Origin of the sequence: Cognatilysobacter xinjiangensis (genome assembly GCF_014651995.1) — a bacterium.
In the GTDB taxonomy this organism is placed as follows: Bacteria; Pseudomonadota; Gammaproteobacteria; order Xanthomonadales; family Xanthomonadaceae; genus Cognatilysobacter; species Cognatilysobacter xinjiangensis.
Map to the genome: position 1 here is coordinate 320,419 of NZ_BMXY01000002.1, position 20,483 is coordinate 340,901.

Consider the following 20,483-nt stretch of genomic DNA (forward strand, 5'->3'; position numbering starts at 1 on the left):
GGAGCCGTCCATGAAATCGCGTTCGGGTAACGACGGCAGCCGCGTGGAGCACGCGATCGGCCGTGCGGTGAACTACGAGCTGACGCTGGCCGACCAGGCCCGTCGCAGCGAGCGGCGCGCTTGGTGGGTAGCGGGCACGTCCTGCGCCATCTCGCTGATCCTCGCGGGCGGCTATTTCTATTTCCTGCCGCTGAAGGAGAAGGTGCCGTACCTGGTGATGGCGGATGCCTATACCGGCACGGCCACCGTCGGCCGGCTCAACGGCGACTGGAGCCGCAACGACATCACGCTGAGCGAGGCAGTCAACAAGAGCAACGTCGCGCACTTCGTGCTGGCGCGCGAGTCATACGACATCGCGTTGATGCGCCTGCGCGACTGGACGACTGTGTACACGATGGCGTCGCCCAGCGTCGCCGCCGGCTATACGGCGCTGCATGGTCGCGACAATGCCAACCGCCCGTACAACACCTACGGCGACAAGGCGGCGATACGCGTCAAGATCCTCAGCATCACGCTGATCAACGACGGCGACGGCCGCCCGAACGGCGCGACGGTGCGTTTCCAGCGCACGCTCTACGACAAGGCGACCGGCCGCACTGCGCCGCTCGACAGCAAGATCGCCACGCTCGGCTTCACCTACAAGGCGAACCTGGCGATGGACGAGAAATACCGCATCGAGAACCCGCTCGGCTTCCAGGTCACCACCTACCGCGTCGACAACGACTATGCCGAGGCGCCGCCGGTGACATCCGAACTGCCGGCATTGCCGCTGCCGGACGCGGGCGCGGCCAGCGCCGCGCTGCCCCCCACGGACGCCATGCCCGCCACGATGCCGGCGGAGCCTGTCGCGATGCCCGCTGCAGCCACTACGCGGCCCGATGCCGCCACCGCTACCCGTCCGGGCCCCGGAGCCGCTCCCCGATGAACCGTACCCATGCGCAGATCCTCACCGGCGTGCTGGCCGTGCTGCTCGGGCTTGCGCCCGGCGCCACGCAGGCCGCCGCGGTGCAGGACTACGACTACGTCGAGAACCGCATCTATCCGATCCGCACCGGCCTCGGCATCACCACGCAGATCGAGCTCTCGCCCAGCGAGAACGTCATCGACTACAGCACCGGCTTCTCCAGCGGCTGGGACATCAGTCGGCGCGACAACGTCTTCTACGTAAAGCCCAAGAACGTCGACGTCGACACCAACCTGCTGATCCGCACCGAAACGCATTCCTACATCCTTGAGCTGCGCGTGGTCGCCACGGACTGGCGCGCGCTCGACCAGGCCAAGGACGCGGGTGTGCAGTACAAGGTCGTCTTCCACTATCCGGAGGACGCGCGCTTCAAGGCCGCGCCGGACAAGGCAGTCGAGCCGTCGCCGGAGCTCAGCGTCGCGCTCGACAGCTCGCGGGCCTACAACTTCGACTACGAGTACAGCACGCGCACGAAGCTCAAGGCGCTGGTGCCGGCGAACGTCTACGACGATGGCCGTTTCACCTATATCCAGCTGCCCGAGACCACCGCGTTCCCGACCGGCTCGTTCCCGGCGGTCTTCGCCAGCGAGAAGGAAAACGGCGACGAGTTCGTGGTCAATACGACGGTGCAGGGCAATACGATCGTCGTCCACGGCACCTACCGCTATCTCGTGATCCGCCACGGCCGCAACGTCGTCGGCCTCCGAAGGAATCCGCGCCCGTGAGCCAGAACACCAGCAACCCCTACGAGCAGGCCTACGCGGCCGCGCCGGCGGACGCGGCGGCGAATCCCTACATGAACATGCAGCACGCGGCGCCACCGCCCGACCTCGATGCCGCTGCGCCCTCGCTTCGCAACGAAGAGCAGCAGCGCGTGAACCGCAAGGCGCTGGTGTTCCTGGCGGGGATCGTCGGGCTGCTGGCGCTCATGGCCGTCGTCGTCTTCAAGAACGCGACCGGCAAGGACGCGCCCGAGAAGCCGATGGAGGAGCAGGTCAGCATCCCGACGCTCAGCGACGCCAATACGCCGCCCCTGCCGCCGACGTCGCGCGCACCGATCCAGCCGATCGACGTGCAACCCATGGCGCAGGAACCACTGCCGCCGCTACCGCCACAAGCGGCCTATGACGCGTCCGCCATGCCGCCTCCGGCGCCGGGCATGCCGATGACGCAGGCGGGCGCGCGTCCGCCGACGCTCATGGAGCGCCGCATGGGAGTCGACCCGCAGGCCGGCATGGGCGCCGCCGGGCAGCCCAACAATGCGTATGCGCAGGCCGTGGCGATGACGCAGGCGGCAATGGGCGGCCAAGCCGCGAAGCCCGCTGAAGCTTCCACCGACGAGAACCGCCGCAAGTCGACCAGTGCGCGCTTTCTCCGCAACCCCGACGCACTGCTGATGCGCGGCACCACGCTGCGCTGCGTGCTCTCGGCCCGGATTATCAGCGAGGCCGACGGTTTCACGTCCTGCGCCCTCACCGAGCCCGTGTATTCGACGAACGGCCGCAGCCTGCTGCTTCCGCGCGGTTCCAAGATCTACGGCAGTTACCAGGCGCGTCCCAAGGGGGACCGTATCGAGGTCGTCTGGGATCGAATCGTGACGCCCGGCAACGTGGACGTGAACATGTCGAGCCCCGGCGTCGACGGTCTCGGCAGCGCCGGCGTGCCCGGCCATCTCGACTCGCACTGGGCCTCCCGGCTCACGTCGGCGGTGATGGTCAGCCTGCTCAGCGACGCGTTTAAATACGCCGCCGCGGAAAACGGCCCGGCCAGCGCGACGATCTCCCAGGGGGTCGTGGTGGTGTCGCCCTTCGAGAGCAATACTGCACGCACGCTCGACCGCATCGCCAACCAGGCCGCGGAGCAGGCGATGTCGCGGCCGCCGACGGTGACCATCAACCAAGGCACGGTGCTGAACGTCTACGTCGCGCGCGACGTAGATTTCTCCGAGGTGCTCGGCCGCTGAGCCGCAGACATGGATGGCGACGCCCCTCTCGCACGCGTTTCGGACGACTTCCTCTCGTACCAGTACGAGGTGCTCGGCATCCTCGAGCACATGGCGTCGCCGGACGTCACCGAGATCTGCATCAATCGCCCCGGCGAACTCTGGATCGAGACGCGCCAGGGCTGGCAGTGCCTGGACGTGCCGAGCCTTACCTTCGAGCGCGCGCGGCAGTTCTGCACCGCGGTCGTCAACGAGAGCAACACGGGCCAGCGCATCACCGACACCGATCCGGTCGTGTCGCTCACGTTCCCGACGGGGCAGCGCGCGCAGTTCGTGATCCCGCCGGCCTGCGACGCCGGCAAGGTGTCGATCACCATCCGTCTGCCGTCGCGCCATACCAAGACGCTGGCCGAATACCAGCGGGATGGCTTCTTCGAGCAGATCCTCGAGCAGGGTGCCGGCCTCGCCGAGCACGACCGCGAGCTGCTGGAGCTGCGCAGCCAACGCAATTACGGCGAGTTCTTCCGCAAGGCGGTGCACTACAAGAAGAACGTGGTCGTGTCGGGTGCCACCGGCAGCGGCAAGACCACCTTCATGAAGTCGCTTGTCAACCACATTCCCGACGACGAGCGTCTGGTGACGATCGAGGACGCCCGGGAGCTCTTCATCGCGCAGCCCAACGTCGTCCATCTGCTGTACTCGAAAGGCGGGCAGAGCACCAGCAACGTCACCGCCAAGAGCTGCATGGAGGCCTGCCTGCGCATGAAGCCCGACCGCATCATCCTGGCCGAGCTGCGCGGCGACGAGGCCTTCTACTTCATCCGCAACTGCGCCTCGGGCCATCCCGGCTCGATCACCAGTTGCCATGCGGGAAGCACGTCGCAGACCTGGGACCAGCTCGCGCTCATGGTCAAGGCATCGGCCGAGGGCGCTGGGCTGGAGTTCGCGGTCATCAAGCGGCTCCTGATGATGACGATCGACATCGTCGTGCACATCAAGGCGCATGCCGGGCGCCGCTACATCACCGGCATCGACTTCGATCCGCAGCGTTCAGTGGCGGGCTGACGGGCGGCATCGGCTGGGGATTTGAAGGCGTTGACAATGCGTCGCCACGCATGAGTCAATCATCGGGACTTCGTCGGCAGGATCGCGGCGAAGGTGCAAGGACGATGCACGCGAATGGATTCGCCGCGGCGACCCCATTGCGTGCAGGCAATGAGACAGGGGGTCACGTGTTGCCTGGCATGGAGCTGATGGGCTGTCAGAATCTGGCGGTCCCCGCGGACGTGATGCATCACGTCGTTCGCGTCGAATCCTCGTTCAATCCGTACGCCATCGGCGTCGTCGGCGGCCGCCTCGCGCGCCAGCCCGCCAATCTCGCCGAAGCGCTCGCCACCGTGCGGATGCTCGAGAGCCGCGGCTACAACTTCTCGCTGGGGCTGGCGCAGGTCAACCGCCATAACCTTGCGAAGTACGGCCTGGCGTCCTACGAGCAGGCGTTCCAGGCCTGCCCGAACCTGCAGGCCGGCTCGCGGATCCTTGCCGAATGCCATGGTCGTTCGAAGGGCGACTGGGGCAAGTCCTTCAGCTGTTACTACTCCGGCAACTTCACGACGGGCTTCCGCGAGGGCTACGTCCAGAAGATCTACGCGTCTATGCGCACGGCGCCGCCCGCCGATGCCGGTGCGATCGCCGTGTATGGCGCGCCCCGTCGGCGCATGACTACGGCTACCCGCTATCCGCTCAGGGCGACGGATCCGCCCGCCGTGCAGGGAAGGGCTGTCGCGGCCGTCTCGCGGGTCGAGCCGGTGGTGCCGACGATTGCCGCGCAGCCCAAAGCCGTCCCGTCTGTGCGATCCGGTGCATCCGATGCAACCGGCGATCTCGTTGTGCTGCAGCCCGATGGCGCCGCGCCGCGCGTCGCGGTCAACAGCGCATCCGAAGGCGGCGGCGTGGCCGGCGCTCCACCCCCCGCGTCCGACGCCATCCGCGACAGCGCATTCGTGTTCTGAACCCCAATCCCATCACGCGGCGTCGTGCCGCTTCCCGCAAGACCAGGAGTCGACCCATGAAGTCAATGAAGACGATCAAGAACGCCGTGTCCTCGGCCCTCATCGGCGCCACGCTGCTGCCGGCGATGGCGTATGCGCAGGCCACGGGCGGCGGTGGTGATTTCACCGAGACCGGTGCGACCACCAAGAAGTTCTTCGACAACGTCAACGGCCTGCTCAACGTGGCGTCGATCTCGGTGGTCACGATCGCCGTGATCTTCGCCGGCTACCAGATCGCATTCGCGCACAAGCGCATCGCCGACGTCGCGCCGATCCTGATCGGCGGCTTCCTGATCGGCGCAGCGGCTCAGGTCGCCAAGATGCTGATCGGCGGGACCTGAGAGCGGCAGCCGGTCGCCATGCAGAAGAACGTCCTGTTCCGAGGCTGCACGCGCCCGCCCATGTTCATGGGCGTGCCGTACGTGCCCTTCTTCATCGGCGCCGGCAGCGTGATCCTGCTGTCGTTCTACACCAACATGTTCTTCCTGGTGCTGCTGCCGGTGGTGATCTTCATCATGCGGCAGATGGCGCGACGCGACGAAATGATCTTTCGCCTGCTCGGGCTCAAGCTCCAGGTGCGCATGAAGGTGCGCAATCTCGACCGACACGACGGCATGTGGGTGTTCTCGCCCAACACCTACCGGGATTCACGCAAGAAGTATCCGGATCGCTGAGCGCCTCCGCGATCCCTCCGCCGACGGCCCGCGAGGTGCCGTCGGCGCCCGTTTCGACACCGCAGCACGGCATCGAGTGCCCCATGACGTTCACGCCCGATACCTCGATCAGCGAATTCATCCCGCTGTCCACGCACGTCTCGCCGACGGTGCTGAAGACCACGGGCGGCGACTTCCTGATGACCTGGCACCTCGAGGGGCTGCCCTTCGTGGGCCGCGAGGAGTGGGAGCTCGAGCACCGCCACAACACCTTCAACCGCATGCTGCAGACGTTGCGGGCGCCGGATTTCGTGAACGTCGCGTTCTGGGTGCACGACGTGCGTCGGCGGCGGCGCGTGAAACAGCAGGGCCGCTTCGCGCAGCGGTTCAACCAGGAACTGTCCGACGGCTATTTCGAGTCGCTGTCGTCACAGAAGATCATGGCCAACGAGCTGTACCTCACCATACTCTACCGACCGGTCGTCACCGGTAAGAAGTTCGTCGAGAAGTCCGCCGACGTGCGCCAGCTGCAGGCCGAGCAGGACCAGGCGATCGCCAAGATCCAAGAGCTCGCCGGTAACCTCGAGGCGGTGCTCAAGGACTACGCGCCCTATCGCCTCGGCATGTACGAAGCCAGGAACGGCGTCGTCTTCTCGGAGACGCTCGAATTCTTCGGCTATCTGCTCAACCGCATCGACGAGCCCGTGCCGGTGCTGGACGCACCCGTACACTCGTACCTGCCGGTCAGCCGCCACATGTTCTCGGCGAAGACGGGCGATTTCGTGATCACCACGCCGAACGGCGCCAACCACTTCGGCGCGCTGCTCAACGTCAAGGAATACACCGACGCGACCTACCCCGGGATCCTGAACCGGCTCAAGTACCTCGACTTCGAGTACGTCATCACGCATTCCTTCAGCCCGATGGGCCGGCAGGACGCCCTCAAGGTGCTCGATCGCACGAAGGGCATGATGATTTCGTCGGGCGACAAGGCGGTCAGCCAGATCGTCGAGCTCGACCACGCCATGGACCAGCTCGCCTCCGGCAACTTCGTGCTGGGCGAATACCATTTCACCATGGCGCTGTTCGCCGAGTCGCAGGAGAAGCTGTCGCAGAACATCGCGACCGGCCGCGCCGAGCTGTCCAACGCCGGGTTCGTGTCGGCCAAGGAGGACCTCGCCGTCGTCGCGTCCTTCTATTCGCAGTTGCCGGCGAATTGGAAGTACCGCACGCGCATCGCGAATGTCAGCTCGCTGAACTTCCTCGGCCTGTCGCCGCTGCACAACTTCGCTTCGGGCAAAAAGGAGAACAACCCCTGGGGCGAGTGCGTCACCACGCTTCAGACCACCAACGGCCAGCCGTATTACTTCAATTTCCACGCCACGCATCCCGGCGAGAACTCGTTCGGCGAAAAGGCCATCGGCAACACCATGGTCATCGGCAAGTCGGGCACGGGCAAGACGGCGCTGATCAACTTCCTGCTCAGCCAGGTACAGAAGTTGCAGCCTTGTCCGACGATCTTCTTCTTCGACAAGGACCGTGGCGCCGAGATCTTCGTGCGTGCCTGCGGCGGCAACTACCTCGCGCTGGAGAACGGCCGGCCGACGGGCTTCAATCCGTTCCACTGCGAACGCAGCGAGTCGAACGTGCAGTTCCTCGCCGACCTGGTGAAGGTGCTGGCCGGCAAGGCGATGTACACCTCGCGGGAGGAGGAGGACATCTTCCGCGCGGTCGAGAACATCCTCGATACGCCGATGCGCCTGCGCACCATGACCAACTTCCAGAAGAGCCTGCCCAACATGGGCGACGACGGTTTGTTCGCGCGGATGCGCAAGTGGACCGCCGGCAATTCATTGGGCTGGGTCTTCGACAACCCCGAGGACACGATTGACCTCGAGAAGGCCGCGATCATCGGCTTCGATTACACCGACATCATCGACAACCCCGAAGTGCGGGTGCCGGTGATCAACTACCTGCTGCACCGGCTGGAGGCACTGATCGACGGCCGCCCACTGATCTACGTCATGGACGAGTTCTGGAAGATCCTCGACGGCAAGGGCGGCCTGAAGGAATTCGCCAAGAATAAGCAGAAGACGATCCGCAAGCAGAACGGACTCGGCATCTTCGCCACACAGAGCCCCGAGGACGCGCTCGCGAGCGACATCGCCGCCTCGCTGATCGAGCAGACTGCGACCATGGTGCTGCTGCCCAACCCGAATGCGAGCCGCGAGGACTACATCGACGGCCTCAAGCTCACCGAGGCCGAGTACGAGGTCGTGGTCAGCCTCGACGAGCGCTCGCGTTGCTTCCTCGTGAAGCAGGGGCACGCGTCCAATGTCTGCCAGCTCAACCTGCGAGGCATGGACGACGCCCTTGCGGTGATCTCGGCCTCGACCGACAACATCGAGATCATGCACGGGGTCCTCGCGCGGGAAGCCGAGCGTCATGGGGTGATGGTCGACATGCTCCGGCCCGAGCAGTGGCTCGATGCCTTCTACGAGAACCGCAAGGGCTCGGGCAAAGCACAGAAGAGAGCTCCGACAGCGCAAGGCGCGGCGGGGCGCACGAAACCCTCCATCCAGACGGCGTGAACAAGGAGTTCCCCATGGCATCGATCAGGACCATTGCACTGCACCCGGTGGCCAAGGGCGCGTGTATGGCCATCTTCTTGGCGGCCTTGGCCCCCTCTCCGGCGGCTCGAGCCCAAGTCGTTGTGGCGGAGGCAGGCCCTTCGGCGGTGCAGCACCTGTTGAACCAGATCAATACGCTGACCCAACAGATCCAGGACTACGCCGCCTACGGCGAGCAGGCGATGCGCTGGAAGGCGACCTGGGACCACTACTACCAGCAGGTGGCACGATTCATGAGCGTGGTGCGCAACCCCACGCTCTCCAACAAGCTTTCGTTCAACGAAGTCCCGCTCGACTATGGCGTCGCCGAGAAGTGCGGGGCAGGCGCCGCGCTCGACGTGACGAGCATCGCCTCGGGCTTCATTCCGGATTTCGGTGGCGACGTCATCAAGAACCAGCAACGGCTCTGTGGGCACATCCAGATGCTGGAGAACCAGAAATACAACGCCACCGTCCGCTACATGAAGGACGTGGCGCCCGTCCTGCAGCAGGACCTGGCGAAGATCCAGAGCCAGCGCGCCGCCAACAACGAGCAGGGCACGCTGCAGGCGATCAACGAAGCGTCGGCGCGGCTCGCCGCCAAGCAGAATGAGAGCTGGCAGGAACTGCGCGCGCAGGTCGAATCGTGCGACCAGCTGATTGCCGGGCTGTCATCGATGCAGAAAAGCCTGGCCCGACAGGCGCTCAAGGGCAAGTCCGAGCCGATCATCGGTACGCTGGTGAAGACCGCCACGCTCGAGGCGGCGCTCAAGGCGAAGTAAGGCAGCACGTATCGGGACGCGCTCGCAAAGGACTGACGAGGACTACAGGCAATGATCGTTTCAGGGTGGCTCGCCCCCAAGGTGCAGTCTGCAGGGGATTTCCTCTTCTTCCGGCTGATCCTCTCGTACCTGCGCGACGAGATTCACGAGTTCGGCATCGAACTGCTCGGCCGGATGATGGCCTGGATAGGCATGGCCGCGCTCACGATGCTGACACTTTGGATTCTGTTGCAGGGCTTTCGGATCGTGACCGGACAGTCGCGCGACTCGATGATGGCCCTGGTGATGAATTCGCTGAAGGCGACGCTGATCCTTTCGATCGCGACGTCCATGGCGATGTTCGGCACGGGACTGCACACGTTCCTGACCGAAGATGTGAAGAAGGAGATCAATTACGTCGTCACCGGCGATCACGAGGGGCCGGAAGCCGCCATCGACGAGAACCTGGCATGGATGCAGGTGGCGATGTCGAGCATCGACGTGCTCGACGTGGCCGGCGACGAGTCGCTGGACAACCAGAAGACCCGCGCGCTCTACATGGTCGGCTTCGGCACCGGCGGCCCCGCGATCGTGGGCGGTACGATGCTTCTACTCAACGAGATCGCATTGGCGCTGTTCATCGGCTTCGGGCCGTTGTTCATCCTGTGCCTGCTGTTCGACCAGACCAAGGCGCTTTTCGGCAGATGGCTGTACTACGGCATCGGAACGATGTTCTCGATGGCGGTGCTCAGCGCGATGGTGTCGATCGCACTGGAGATGGTGGTCAGGGTAGCGGCATCCTTCTGGGGCGCCGCACTGGCCGGCGTACTGCTGAAGATGAATTTCACCGACGGTATGACCAGCCAAGCCATGCAACAGGGCGGCCTCGGCCTGATCCTGACCACCCTGATCATCACCGCACCACCGATGGCGGCCGCGTTCTTCCAGGGGACGATGGGTCACTTCAACTACGCGAGTGCATTCCAGGGTGGAAGCAGACACAGTGCCAATGGCTTGGCGCCGGGAATGCCTGGATATTTTCCGGCGCCGGTGCAAGGTGCAAGTGTCCGGCAAGGTGGGGCACCTGGGCGGGTGGATGTGATGCCGCCGCTTGGCATGAGGCCTGTACTGCAGAGCGATAGCACCATGTCCTCCGGAGCATTGGGTGCCGCGCGAAGGGAGGCGACATGAAGACCACCAGGTGTCGGGCGCTAGGCGGCCTCGCGCTGTTGCTCTGCTTCAGCGGCATGTCATATGCGCAGAACTGCGCGAACGGCATTCCCCAAGGTGGAAATCCGAGTTGCATACCGCCGGATGTCCCGGGTTCGCCCTATTACCGTGGCGATGATGACTCGCCGTCCGAGCCGGCGCCCGTGGGGCGCTGGATAAGCACTTGGGGTGCCATTGCCAGCGATGTGGAACGTGCCAGGGTAGGCGCGACGATCGGCAAGTTCTCGGAGCGGCAGGCCAAGGCCTTCGCCAAGCAGTACTGTGAAAACCAAGGGGGCGTGAACTGTCGGATCCTGATGAGCTTCGAGAACCAGTGCGGAGCTCTGGTCTGGCCAATGCAGGGCGGCCGCGTGGCGACCTCTGGCGGAGCTTCAGCGGAAGCGGCCTCGCAAGCGGCCATGGACGTGTGCCAAGAAGTAGGGGGCAAAGGCTGCGAAGTCTTCTATTCCGAGTGCTCACGTCCGATCTTTCAAAGGTATTGAGCCATTTCCGGTCGGGGAATGCTGGCAACTCTCGCATTAGGGCGCGCGGCCTACGGGCGACGCCGGCACGTAGTGACCGTAAGCCCTAAAATGGCGCGCCCCAGGCTTGGCAGCGTAAGTGACCGCTTTGGATCTCACAGCTCGGCGCGCCAGTGCTTGCGGCACGCCTCTCTCCGTCGCCCCGATGATGGACTGGACCGACACCTACTGTCGGGCGTTCCATCGCGTGCTGGCCCCGTCGGCGTTGCTGTACACCGAGATGGTGCATGCCAACGCGGTGATCCATGGCGATCGCTCGAAGCTGTTGGCCATGGATCCGAGCGAGCATCCGGTAGCGCTTCAGCTGGGCGGCAGTGATCCCGACCTGCTCGCGCAGGCGTCGCGCATCTCGGCGGAATGGGGGTTCGACGAGATCAACCTCAACTGCGGCTGTCCGTCCGACCGCGTGCAGGCCGGGCGCTTCGGCGCCTGCCTGATGCGCGAGCCGGCGCTGGTCGCGGACTGCGTGGCGGCCATGAAACAGGCCGTCGGATCGAGCGCGCGGCCGGACGTGCCGGTGACGGTGAAGTGCCGCTTGGGCGTGGACGACGACGACGACTTCGAGCAATTCCTCGGCTTCATCGACAGCGTCGCGGAAGCCGGTTGCGGGACGTTCGTCGTGCATGCGCGCAACGCCTGGCTGAAGGGCCTGTCGCCGAAGGAGAACCGCGAGGTGCCGCCGTTGCGATACGACTGGGCCTACCGGCTGAAATCACTGCGGCCACAACTCGCGATCCTCGTCAACGGCGGCATCGCGGCGGTGGGTGCCGCGGTGGATCATCTCGTGCACGTCGACGGCGTGATGCTCGGGCGTGCGGCCTACCATGACCCCTACGTGCTGCATCGCCTGGATGCGCGCCTGACCGGCACGCCCGAGCGCCCGCGCGAGGCGCTGCTGCGCGATTACCTGCCGTACGTGCGCGCCCAGCTGGAGCGCGGCGTGCCGCTCAAGCACATCACCCGGCACATCCTCGGCCTGTTCCTCGGCGAGCGCGGCGGGCGCGCATTCCGGCAGGTGCTCAGCGAAGGCGCGCACCGGCCCGGCGCGGGCCTCGATCTGATCGAGGCGGCGCTGGGCTGCACGCGCGCCGACGCGCTGAGGCGATCGGCATGATCACGCGTGACGTCGCGCGCTTTCTCGAAGCCGCCCGCGAACTCATGCCCGACGCCGGTGCCGCCACCGCGCGCGCCGCGTTCCTGGTGATGCCCGAAGGCTTCGCGCGTGCCGAGCAGTCGGCGAGCGACAACCGCTACATGGCCGACGCCGACGCTTTCGATGCGGGCGGCGCGCTCGCCGAGCACCGCGCGCTGCAGGCGGCATTGTCGATATCGGTGCCCATCGTCGCGTTCCCCGGCGACCCCCACACGCCCGATGCGACGTTTCCGAACAACGTCTTCGCCACTGCGCGCGTGGACGACGTGCCACGCGCGATCGTCGGCCGCATGCGGCATCCCGTGCGCCAGCGCGAGTCGCAGCGGGCCGACATCCGCGCGTTCCTCACCGACGTGCTCGCTTATCCGCTCGTCGATCTGTCGACGCAGCCGCACGCCTGCGAACTCACCGGTGCGCTGGTGATCGATCGCGCGCGCGGGATCGGTTTCGCCGGCTTGTCCGAGCGTTGCGACGAAGAGGGCGCGCGGCTGATGCACGAGGCCTTCGGCCTGGGTGCCACGCTGCTGTTCGATCTCGCACCCGGCGAGTACCACACCAATGTCGTCCTGGCGGTGCTCGCCGGCCGCGCCGCACTCGTCGTGCCGAACGGTTTCGCGGATCCGGCCGTGGCCGACGCGATCGTCGCGCTGTATGCGCCGCACGGCATCGTGCTGTCTGCGGACGAGGGCACGGCGTTCGCGGCGAACGCGATCGCGCTCGATGCCACGCGCGTGTGGATGAGCGCGCGTGCCGAAGCGGCATTGGCGCCCCCGACGCGCGCGGCACTCGCCGATGCGGGCTTTTCGGTGCACAGTGTGCCGCTCGATGCGATCGAGGCGGCCGGTGGTTCGTTGCGCTGCTGCGTCGCGGAGATATTCTGAGGGACTGAACGGAGCAGGCATGCGTGACGGAAAAGTTCAGAGCCGATTCACTGCTCGGCGCCAAGAATTCGCTCGCAACACGGTCCTGCCGCACCGTGGTATGAGCTCCGCCATGTCCCACGGTCGTCTCGTTCTCTTCGTCTCGCTCGCCCTCATCGCCGGGACCGCACTCGCGGGTCCGCCGGGCGGCCGTCGCGACCGGCAGGACGAACCGCGCATCGTGGTCGCCCATGAGACCCGCCCCAACGAGCGCTCTCTGGCGGATGACGTGCGCCGCGTGAAGCGCGAAACCGGCGGGCAGATCCTCAGTGCCGAGCGCGTGCCGTTCGACGGCCGCGACATGACCCGGATCAAGGTGCTGGACGAGACCGGCCGCGTGCGCGTGATCACCGAGGCCCCGAAGGGCCCGCGCCCGCCGCGCTGAACGGCCGCTTGTCGGTCCGGCCCGTACACGCCGCAACGACGGCAGCAGCGACTAAGCTACCTGAACAGGCGACGGCCGAGCCCGTATCCTGCGCGAATGGCTGCCTAGGAGCTTGGAAATGCGAATCCTGCTGGTCGAAGACGAAGCCCCCCTGCGCGAGACGCTCGCCGCGCGCCTGAGGCGCGAGGGCTTTGCGGTCGACGCCGCCCAGGACGGCGAGGAAGGCCTCTACATGGGTCGCGAGGTGCCGTTCGACGTCGGCATCATCGACCTCGGCCTGCCGAAGATGTCGGGCATGGAGCTGATCCGCGCGTTGCGCGAGGAAGGCAAGAAGTTTCCCGTTCTGATCCTCACCGCCCGCTCGAGCTGGCAGGACAAGGTCGAGGGCCTGAAGCAGGGCGCCGACGACTACTTGGTCAAGCCGTTCCATGTCGAGGAACTGCTGGCGCGCATCAACGCGCTGGTGCGCCGCGCTGCCGGCTGGAGCAAGCCGCAGCTCGAGTGCGGGCCGGTGGTGCTCGACCTGGCCGCGCAGACGGTCACCGTCAACGGCAGCAACGTCGACCTGACCAGCTACGAGTACAAGGTGCTCGAGTACCTGATGATGCACGCGGGCGAGCTCGTCTCGAAGGCCGACCTCACCGAGCACATCTACCAGCAGGACTTCGATCGCGATTCGAACGTGCTGGAAGTGTTCATCGGCCGGCTGCGCAAGAAGCTCGATCCCGATGGCGCGCTCAAGCCCATCGAGACGGTGCGCGGCCGCGGTTACCGTTTCGCGATTCCGCGCAGCGGCGAGTAACGCCGTCGACGCACCGCCGCCTGCACGCCGCGCCGCCACTGCGCGCGCGGCGTGCCGCCGCCTCCACGTGACCTTCGCCTGCCGCAATTGGCGCTGTACGCAGCGCGCCATGCAGTGGCCGCTTGGTGGTCGTTCGCGCATGATCGTTGCATGAGGATCGAACAGCCGCGCTCGTTGCAGGCCCGCCAGTTGCTGGCGGCGAGCCTGTTCCTGGTCGCGTTCCTCGCGCTCGCCGGCTATGCGCTGGACCGCGCCTTCATCAAGACCGCGCGCGACCGCCTGAACGAGCGGCTGCAGAGCTATGCGTTGTCGCTCGCGCGTGAAACCGACTTCGCGCGCGACGGTTCCTTCGTCGATCCCTTCAACCTGCCCGATGCGCGCTTCAGCCGCCCGGGCAGCGGCCTGTACGCGGAAGTGGTGTTCCCGAATGGGCATTGGGATTCGGAATCCGCACAGGGCCCGCAGTTGCCGGCCGCCGCGCTGCTGCCACGCGGAACCAGCCGTTTCGAAGGCCCGCTGCCGATGCGCGAGATCGACGGCAGCACCGGCGAGGTCTATCGCTACGGGCTCGGGCTGGTCTGGTCGAGCGACGAGAACAATCCCGAAGCCGAGTTCCTCTACACCATCTACGTCTACGAAAGCACCGACGCGCTGAGCGCGCAGGTGCAGGTGTTCCGTTCCGCGCTGTGGCGTTACCTTGGCGGCGCCGGTCTGGTGCTGTTGTTGCTGCAGGGCACGATCCTGCGCTGGAGCCTGCTGCCGATGCGGCAGGTCATCGACGAGCTCAAGCGCGTGCAGCGCGGCCAGGCCGCGCGCATGAGCGAGCGCCATCCGCGCGAGCTCGAGCCGCTCACCGATTCGATCAACGCCTTCATCGAGAGCGAGCGCGAGAACCTCGACCGCCAGCGCAACACGCTGGCCGACCTCGCGCACTCGTTGAAGACGCCGCTCGCCGTGATCCGCTCGCGCCTCGACGATCCCACCGCGGACGGCGAACTGCTGCGCGACGAAGTGCGCATGCAGGTGCAGCGCATGAACGACATCGTGTCCTACCAGCTCGCGCGAGCCGCGAGCCGCGGCCATGCGCTGTTCGCGCAGCCCATTGCGATCCAGCCGCATGCCGAGCAGATCGTCACTAGCCTGGAAAAGGTCTACGCCGACAAGGGCGTGATCTGCGAATTCGAGCTCGACGAGGGCATGCAGTTCTACGGCGAGCCGGGCGACCTGCAGGAGCTGCTCGGCAACCTGCTCGAGAACGCGTTCAAGTGGGCGAAGTCGCGCGTGCTGCTGACGGTGAAGCCGGTGCCCTGCGACGACGGGCGCCGGCCGGGCTCGCTGATCGCGGTCGACGACGACGGCCCCGGCATTCCGCCCGAGAAGGTCGCGCTGATCCTGCAGCGCGGCGTGCGGGGCGACGAGCGCGTGCAGGGCCACGGCATCGGCCTGGCGATCGTGCAGGACTTGGTGCGTGCGTATCGCGGCGAAATGGAGGTCAAGGCGTCCGAGGAGCTCGGCGGTGCCCGCTTCGAGGTGCGCCTGCCGCCGGGACTGTGACGGGGGTCCGCCGGCGCCCCGGTAGAATCGCCGGATGCGGATCCGCGCCATCACGCTCGACCTCGACGACACGCTGTGGCCGATCGCGCCGGCGATCGACCGGGCCGAGGCGGCGCTGGATGCCTGGCTGCAGGCGCATGCACCGAAGGCCGCCGCGCGCTGGCCGCTGCATGTGCGTCGCGAGCTGCGCCTGCGCGTGGACGCCGAGCGCCCGGAACTCGCGCACGACATGACCGCGCAGCGGCAGTGGATGATCGAGCGCATGCTCGTCGACGCGGGCGAGGATGCGTCGTGCGTCGATGATGCCTACGAGGCCTATTTCGCCGCGCGCTGCGAGGTCGAGCACTATCCCGACACCGTGGACGCGCTCGAGCGGCTGGCCGCGCGCGCGCCGCTCGCCTCGCTCACCAACGGCAACGCCTGCCTGGTGCGCATCGGCCTGATGCCGCTGTTCCGCTTTCAGCTGGGTGCGCGCGAGCACGGCGCGGCCAAGCCCGATCCCGGCATCTACCTCGCCGCCTGCGAGCGCTTCGGCGTCGAGCCGCAGCACGTACTGCACGTCGGCGACGACATCGAGCTCGACGTGGTCGGCGCCGCGCGCGCGGGCCTTCGCACCTGCTGGATCGACCGCCGCGGCGAGGCCTGGCCGCGCGAGGACATCCGCCCCGACCTGCATTTCCCCGACCTCGCCGCGCTGGCCGACTGGCTGGACGCGCACCCGCCCACGGACCCCGCACCCGCATGACTCTGCCCATCGGTTTCGCCGCTGTTTCCGGATCGGCCCGGCCGCTCCACGTCGTCGATCGCATGCGCAACACCGGCTGGCGCGACGCGCTGCCCGAGGCGGCACGCCGCTGGGTCGAGCTGCAGGGCTTCGACGCGACGCCTGCCACGGCGATCGTGGTGCCCGGCGACGACGGCACGCCGGCGATGGCGCTGCTCGCGGTCGGCGATGCGCTCGATCCGTTCGCCTATGCGCATGGCCCGCAGTTGCTGCCGGTCGCCGACTGGGCGCCGGCGCACGACCTGCCCGACGCGGAGCGCGATGCGCTGCTGCTCGGCTGGGGCTTGGGCAGCTATCGCTTCAGCCGCTATCGCAAGCCGCTGCGCGAGGCCGCGCGACTGCAGGCGGAGCTGCCCGACGAGGTCCGCGACCTGCTCGCCGCCTGCATCCGTGTGCGGGACCTGGTCAATACGCCCACGCAGCACATGGGCCCGGACGAACTCGAGCGCACGGTCTGCGAGATCGCCGAAGCGCATGGCGCGCGCATCCACGTAGTGAGCGGCGAGGACCTGATCGACGCCAATTTCCCGGCCATCCACGCGGTGGGCCGCGCCTCGCATCGCGCGCCGCGGCTGATCCGCCTCGACTGGGGCGACGCCGCGCATCCGCACGTGGCCATCGTCGGCAAGGGTGTGTGCTTCGACACCGGCGGCCTGAACATCAAGGCCGGCGAAGGCATGCGCAACATGAAGAAGGACATGGGCGGCGCCGCGCATGCCATCGCGCTCGCCGAGCTGCTGATGGCACGCCGCGTGCCGCTGCGCATCACGTTGATCGTGCCGGCGGTGGAGAACGCGATCGGCCCCGATGCGCTGCGGCCGGGCGAGGTGATCGCCACGCGTTCGGGCCTGCATGTCGAGATCGACAATACCGACGCCGAAGGCCGCCTGATCCTCGGCGACGCGCTCGTGCACGCGGCGGAGGACGCGCCCGCGCTGCTGCTCGACTTCGCCACGCTCACCGGCGCCGCACGCATCGCGCTGGGCCCGGACCTGCCCGCGCTGTACGCCAACGACGAAGCGCACGCGGCGCAGTTGCTCGACGCCGCCGCGCAGGTGCGCGACCCGCTGTGGCGTATGCCGCTGTGGCGCCCGTACTGGCGCTACCTGTCCAGCGGCATCGCGGACTTCGCCAATAGCGGGCCCTCGCGCATGGCCGGCAGCATCACCGCCGCGCTCTACCTCGAACGCTTCGTGCCCGAGGCGCAGCCCTGGCTGCACATGGACACGTATGCGTGGAACGACGCCGACCGCCCGGGACGCCCGGCCGGCGGCGAAGCGCAGGGGCTGCGGGCGGTGTACGCGATGTTGCGGGCGTTCGCGCAGGTCGGCCGCTAGCGCCAGTCCCCGTCCAGGTGCGACCGGTCATGCCGGCCCGATGGCGCTACCCGCGACTCGCGCTTGTCGTCGGGGGCCTCGCGCTGTTGCTGGCACTCGGGAGGGCGTGGACGCGGCACGATTCGCCAGCTGAAGCCGGGAAGACGCAAGCCGGGCGCGAAACGCAGGCGAGCGGGCTTCCGCCGGGTGCGCGATTCGTTGATACCGCGCACTACCGGATCGCGTCGACCGCCGATCCCCGGCTCACGCAGCGCGTGGGCGAGGCCGTCGAAACCCTGCGGCAGGCCTACGTGACGTTGCTGCCGCTGGACGAGGCGCGCGGTGCGCGCATGAACCTCGTGCTGTATCGAAGCCGCGAGGAGTTCCGGCGTTTCAGTGCCGCGCCCTCATGGGCGGAAGCGCTCTACCGTCGGCCGGACTGCCATGCCTATCCGGGCGAAGGCGCCAATCCGCATCACTGGATGCTGCACGAGGCGGTGCATCAGTTGCTCGTCGAGGGGTCCGGCTATCGGCCCGCGCGTTGGGCGAACGAGGGTTTCGCCGCCTATCTGGGCGCCAGCCGGATCGTTGACGGTCGCCTGCAACCGGGCACGGTCAGCGAGGCCGCCTATCCGATCTGGTGGCTCGAGCAGTACCGGCTGTCGGGCCTGTTCGATGCCGACGTGGACGCCGGGCAAGTGCTTCCATTGGGCGAGGTGATCGACAGCGACGCCGCGGATGTCGCCGGCGCAGTCAACCTGCATTACGTGCACTACTGGAGCCTCGTGCATTTCCTGATGCACGGTGAGCATGGGCGGTATCGCGACGGCTTCCTGCGTCTGCTCGCCACCGCCGGCACACGCAGCGACTTCGAACGGTTGATCGGCCCGCTGCCGGCGATCCAGGTGCAGTGGTACCGCCACTTGCAGGCTCTGGTCGACGCCGCGCGTCAGCAGCGGCTGGATGCGATCCCGGAGGATCGCTGATGGCCTACAACCACCCCTTCTGCCGCGCCGTTCGATAGGCCTCGACGCGATTGGCGGCGCCGAGCTTGCCGATGGCTTCGGAGAGGTAGTTGCGCACGGTGCCGGCGGAGAGGTGCAGCTGGGCGGCGATATCGCCCGCGGTGAGGCCTTCGCCGGCGAGGCGCAGCACCTGGCGCTCGCGGTCGTTGAGCGGGTCGGCTTCGGACCATGCATCGACGGCGAGCTGCGGATCGATCGCGCGGCCGCCGCGGTGCACCTGGCGGATCGCGTCGGCGAGCTGCTCAGCGGGCGCGTCCTTCAGCACGTAGCCTCCGACGCCCGCATCGAGCGCGCGGCGCAGGAAGCCGGCGCGCGCGAAGGTGGTGGCGATGACCACGCGCACCGGCAACTCGTGGCGGCGGATGCGCTGCGCGAGTTCGAGGCCGGTGAGGCCGGGCATCTCGATGTCGGTGACCAGCACGTCGGGCTTCAGGCGCTCGACTTCGCGCCAGGCGGCGACGCCGTCGGGCGCGGCACCGACCACGTCGATGTCGGATTCCAGCGCGAGCAGCGCGGCGAGCGCGCCACGCACCATCGCCTGGTCCTCGGCGAGCAGGACACGGATCATCGGATGACGTGCGGCATCGGCATGGCGCCGCACGTTAGCAGACGCGGGCCGGTCAGGCGGCCGCGGCGCCGAGGTCGTCCTCGGGCACGTGGCCGGCCGCGCGCGGCAGCGGGATGCAGGCCTCCAGCCGCGTACTGCCAGGCGCGGATTCGATGCGGAGCCGGCCGCCGAGCGCCTCGATGCGCTCGCGCATGCCGCTCAGCCCGTTGCCCGGCGCGATCGCGCCGCCGCGACCGTCGTCGCTGATGCAGAGCTTCACCTCGCGCGGCGTCGACGACAGCGTGACTTCGGCATGCCGCGCGCGCGCATGGCGCTGGATGTTGGTCACCGCCTCGCGCACGGTGAGCGCGAGCACCGTTTCGATCTCGGGCGGCAGGCGTACCGGCGCGAGCGCGTACTGCAGTTCGACGGCATCGGCTTCGAGCAGCAGGCGCGCGGATGCGAGCTCCGCGCCGAGGCCCGCCGCACGGATGCCGGTGACGGCGCTGCGCACCTGCGTGAGCGCCTCGCGGGCCACGCGGCTGACCTCGTCGAGCTCGCGGCGCGCGGCAGCGGGATCGCGCTCGACCAGCTTGCCCGCCAGCTCGCTCTTGATCGCCACGAGCGACAGCGTGTGGCCGAGCAGATCGTGCAGGTCGCGCCCGATGCGCTCGCGCTCGGCGAGCGCGGCGAGGCGGCGCACTTCGTCGTGGCTGAGCTTGAGCGCCGCATCGACCTGCTTGCGGCGGCTGTAGTGCACGTTCATCAGCCCGACCACCAGCCCCACGACGATCGCGTTGAGCACGAACAGCCATGGCAGGCCGAGCATCAGCCAGTACGAGGTGTACAGGCCGAGCACCAACACCATCGCAGGAATCGCGCGCCGCGGCGCCAGGCAGAACGGCAGGTAGGCACACGCGTAGATCACGTAGCCCTGCGCACCCGGGTTCAGCGGCGTCAGCGTGAAACCGAGCGCGCCCATGCCCAGCGCCAGCCACGGGATCCAGCGGCGGTCGCCGTAGTGCACGCGCTGGAACATCAGCAGGAACAGCGCGTAGCTGGCCAGCGTGGGCAGCAGCCAGCCCGGGAAGGCGCCCGGGTTCATCAGCGGGACCAGGAAGATCCAGATCGACCACACGATGTTGAGCCAGGCCATCCAGCCGGTGCCGGGCTGCTGTAGCTGGAAGATCGGCTGGCGCGGGGCCGGCGTGCTGCGCATGGTCGATGCTCCTGTTCGCGGCATCATCGAGGCGACGCGTTCGCGGC

21 protein-coding genes are annotated in these 20,483 nt (G+C 67.5%); 19 read left to right on the forward strand and 2 right to left on the reverse strand.

The features are described 5' to 3' along the window. Nucleotides 1-10: 10 nt before the first annotated feature. From IE066_RS09975 to IE066_RS10065, 19 genes are all read left to right on the forward strand, one after another. Nucleotides 11-925 carry a VirB8 family type IV secretion system protein gene (locus IE066_RS09975; protein ID WP_189449399.1) on the forward strand — a complete coding sequence of 305 codons (915 nt, stop codon included), beginning with the start codon at nt 11-13 and terminating at the stop codon, nt 923-925. After that, nucleotides 922-1,689, forward strand: coding sequence for a TrbG/VirB9 family P-type conjugative transfer protein (locus tag IE066_RS09980; RefSeq protein ID WP_189449400.1), 768 nt, complete (start codon nt 922-924; stop codon nt 1,687-1,689). Before IE066_RS09975 ends, IE066_RS09980 begins: the two co-directional genes overlap by 4 nt. Then, nucleotides 1,686-2,927 (forward strand): TrbI/VirB10 family protein, encoded by a 1,242-nt coding sequence (locus tag IE066_RS09985; protein ID WP_229790773.1) that lies wholly within the window; start codon nt 1,686-1,688, stop codon nt 2,925-2,927. The genes IE066_RS09980 and IE066_RS09985 overlap by 4 nt, the downstream gene beginning before the upstream one ends. Before the next feature lie 9 nt (nt 2,928-2,936). After that, nucleotides 2,937-3,971, forward strand: a complete 1,035-nt coding sequence (gene virB11 / locus IE066_RS09990) for a P-type DNA transfer ATPase VirB11 (protein ID WP_189449402.1) — start codon at nt 2,937-2,939, stop codon at nt 3,969-3,971. A 179-nt stretch (nt 3,972-4,150) separates the two neighbouring features. Continuing rightward, nucleotides 4,151-4,918: a lytic transglycosylase domain-containing protein gene (locus IE066_RS14945; protein ID WP_189449714.1), complete on the forward strand. Its 768-nt coding sequence runs from the start codon at nt 4,151-4,153 to the stop codon at nt 4,916-4,918. A gap of 56 nt (nt 4,919-4,974) precedes the next feature. Beyond that, nucleotides 4,975-5,298 (forward strand): TrbC/VirB2 family protein, encoded by a 324-nt coding sequence (locus tag IE066_RS10000; protein ID WP_189449404.1) that lies wholly within the window; start codon nt 4,975-4,977, stop codon nt 5,296-5,298. Nucleotides 5,299-5,316: 18 nt separating this feature from the next. Beyond that, nucleotides 5,317-5,631: a VirB3 family type IV secretion system protein gene (locus IE066_RS10005; protein ID WP_189449406.1), complete on the forward strand. Its 315-nt coding sequence runs from the start codon at nt 5,317-5,319 to the stop codon at nt 5,629-5,631. A gap of 83 nt (nt 5,632-5,714) precedes the next feature. After that, entirely contained in the window at nt 5,715-8,201 is a 2,487-nt protein-coding gene (locus IE066_RS10010) for a VirB4 family type IV secretion/conjugal transfer ATPase (protein WP_189449409.1), read from the forward strand. A gap of 14 nt (nt 8,202-8,215) precedes the next feature. Then, nucleotides 8,216-9,001 (forward strand): hypothetical protein, encoded by a 786-nt coding sequence (locus IE066_RS10015; protein ID WP_189449410.1) that lies wholly within the window; start codon nt 8,216-8,218, stop codon nt 8,999-9,001. Nucleotides 9,002-9,052: 51 nt separating this feature from the next. Next, nucleotides 9,053-10,171, forward strand: coding sequence for a TrbL/VirB6 family protein (locus tag IE066_RS10020; protein WP_189449411.1), 1,119 nt, complete (start codon nt 9,053-9,055; stop codon nt 10,169-10,171). Then, nucleotides 10,168-10,692 (forward strand): DUF4189 domain-containing protein, encoded by a 525-nt coding sequence (locus IE066_RS10025; RefSeq protein WP_189449412.1) that lies wholly within the window; start codon nt 10,168-10,170, stop codon nt 10,690-10,692. The genes IE066_RS10020 and IE066_RS10025 overlap by 4 nt, the downstream gene beginning before the upstream one ends. Before the next feature lie 127 nt (nt 10,693-10,819). Further along, on the forward strand, nt 10,820-11,845 hold the full coding sequence (gene dusA / locus IE066_RS10030) for a tRNA dihydrouridine(20/20a) synthase DusA (RefSeq protein ID WP_268244883.1): 1,026 nt from the start codon (nt 10,820-10,822) through the stop codon (nt 11,843-11,845). After that, nucleotides 11,842-12,765: an arginine deiminase-related protein gene (locus IE066_RS10035; RefSeq protein WP_189449414.1), complete on the forward strand. Its 924-nt coding sequence runs from the start codon at nt 11,842-11,844 to the stop codon at nt 12,763-12,765. The genes dusA and IE066_RS10035 overlap by 4 nt, the downstream gene beginning before the upstream one ends. A gap of 112 nt (nt 12,766-12,877) precedes the next feature. After that, entirely contained in the window at nt 12,878-13,189 is a 312-nt protein-coding gene (locus IE066_RS10040; protein WP_229790774.1) for a hypothetical protein, read from the forward strand. A 118-nt stretch (nt 13,190-13,307) separates the two neighbouring features. Next, nucleotides 13,308-13,991, forward strand: coding sequence for a response regulator transcription factor (locus IE066_RS10045; RefSeq protein WP_189449415.1), 684 nt, complete (start codon nt 13,308-13,310; stop codon nt 13,989-13,991). A gap of 150 nt (nt 13,992-14,141) precedes the next feature. Next, complete coding sequence (locus IE066_RS10050) at nt 14,142-15,545, forward strand: ATP-binding protein (RefSeq protein ID WP_189449416.1); 1,404 nt, start codon at nt 14,142-14,144, stop codon at nt 15,543-15,545. 34 nt (nt 15,546-15,579) lie between these two features. Next, entirely contained in the window at nt 15,580-16,290 is a 711-nt protein-coding gene (locus tag IE066_RS10055) for an HAD family hydrolase (protein WP_189449417.1), read from the forward strand. Beyond that, nucleotides 16,287-17,666, forward strand: coding sequence for a leucyl aminopeptidase family protein (locus IE066_RS10060; protein ID WP_189449418.1), 1,380 nt, complete (start codon nt 16,287-16,289; stop codon nt 17,664-17,666). The genes IE066_RS10055 and IE066_RS10060 overlap by 4 nt, the downstream gene beginning before the upstream one ends. A gap of 29 nt (nt 17,667-17,695) precedes the next feature. After that, the gene (locus IE066_RS10065) at nt 17,696-18,631 is read left to right on the forward strand and encodes a DUF1570 domain-containing protein (RefSeq protein ID WP_189449420.1); all 936 of its coding nucleotides are present in this window, start codon (nt 17,696-17,698) and stop codon (nt 18,629-18,631) included. Between the two features lie 4 nt (nt 18,632-18,635). On the opposite strand, the gene IE066_RS10070 is transcribed toward IE066_RS10065, so the two are convergent. Together IE066_RS10070 and IE066_RS10075 are read right to left on the reverse strand one after the other, a co-directional pair. After that, on the reverse strand, nt 18,636-19,238 hold the full coding sequence (locus IE066_RS10070; protein WP_189449423.1) for a response regulator transcription factor: 603 nt from the start codon (nt 19,236-19,238) through the stop codon (nt 18,636-18,638). A gap of 52 nt (nt 19,239-19,290) precedes the next feature. Continuing rightward, nucleotides 19,291-20,436 carry a sensor histidine kinase gene (locus tag IE066_RS10075; RefSeq protein ID WP_189449425.1) on the reverse strand — a complete coding sequence of 382 codons (1,146 nt, stop codon included), beginning with the start codon at nt 20,434-20,436 and terminating at the stop codon, nt 19,291-19,293. Between the last annotated feature and the right edge of the window lie 47 nt (nt 20,437-20,483).

Coding starts and splice junctions, on each gene's coding strand:
- IE066_RS09975 (WP_189449399.1), top strand. CDS start 11: ATGAAATCGCGTTCGGGTAACGACGGCAGCCGCGTGGAGCACGCGATC.
- IE066_RS09980 (WP_189449400.1), top strand. CDS start 922: ATGAACCGTACCCATGCGCAGATCCTCACCGGCGTGCTGGCCGTGCTG.
- virB11 (WP_189449402.1), top strand. CDS start 2,937: ATGGATGGCGACGCCCCTCTCGCACGCGTTTCGGACGACTTCCTCTCG.
- IE066_RS14945 (WP_189449714.1), top strand. CDS start 4,151: ATGGAGCTGATGGGCTGTCAGAATCTGGCGGTCCCCGCGGACGTGATG.
- IE066_RS10000 (WP_189449404.1), top strand. CDS start 4,975: ATGAAGTCAATGAAGACGATCAAGAACGCCGTGTCCTCGGCCCTCATC.
- IE066_RS10005 (WP_189449406.1), top strand. CDS start 5,317: ATGCAGAAGAACGTCCTGTTCCGAGGCTGCACGCGCCCGCCCATGTTC.
- IE066_RS10010 (WP_189449409.1), top strand. CDS start 5,715: ATGACGTTCACGCCCGATACCTCGATCAGCGAATTCATCCCGCTGTCC.
- IE066_RS10015 (WP_189449410.1), top strand. CDS start 8,216: ATGGCATCGATCAGGACCATTGCACTGCACCCGGTGGCCAAGGGCGCG.
- IE066_RS10020 (WP_189449411.1), top strand. CDS start 9,053: ATGATCGTTTCAGGGTGGCTCGCCCCCAAGGTGCAGTCTGCAGGGGAT.
- IE066_RS10025 (WP_189449412.1), top strand. CDS start 10,168: ATGAAGACCACCAGGTGTCGGGCGCTAGGCGGCCTCGCGCTGTTGCTC.
- IE066_RS10035 (WP_189449414.1), top strand. CDS start 11,842: ATGATCACGCGTGACGTCGCGCGCTTTCTCGAAGCCGCCCGCGAACTC.
- IE066_RS10040 (WP_229790774.1), top strand. CDS start 12,878: ATGTCCCACGGTCGTCTCGTTCTCTTCGTCTCGCTCGCCCTCATCGCC.
- IE066_RS10045 (WP_189449415.1), top strand. CDS start 13,308: ATGCGAATCCTGCTGGTCGAAGACGAAGCCCCCCTGCGCGAGACGCTC.
- IE066_RS10050 (WP_189449416.1), top strand. CDS start 14,142: ATGAGGATCGAACAGCCGCGCTCGTTGCAGGCCCGCCAGTTGCTGGCG.
- IE066_RS10055 (WP_189449417.1), top strand. CDS start 15,580: ATGCGGATCCGCGCCATCACGCTCGACCTCGACGACACGCTGTGGCCG.
- IE066_RS10060 (WP_189449418.1), top strand. CDS start 16,287: ATGACTCTGCCCATCGGTTTCGCCGCTGTTTCCGGATCGGCCCGGCCG.
- IE066_RS10065 (WP_189449420.1), top strand. CDS start 17,696: ATGCCGGCCCGATGGCGCTACCCGCGACTCGCGCTTGTCGTCGGGGGC.
- IE066_RS10070 (WP_189449423.1), bottom strand. CDS start 19,238: ATGATCCGTGTCCTGCTCGCCGAGGACCAGGCGATGGTGCGTGGCGCG.
- IE066_RS10075 (WP_189449425.1), bottom strand. CDS start 20,436: ATGCGCAGCACGCCGGCCCCGCGCCAGCCGATCTTCCAGCTACAGCAG.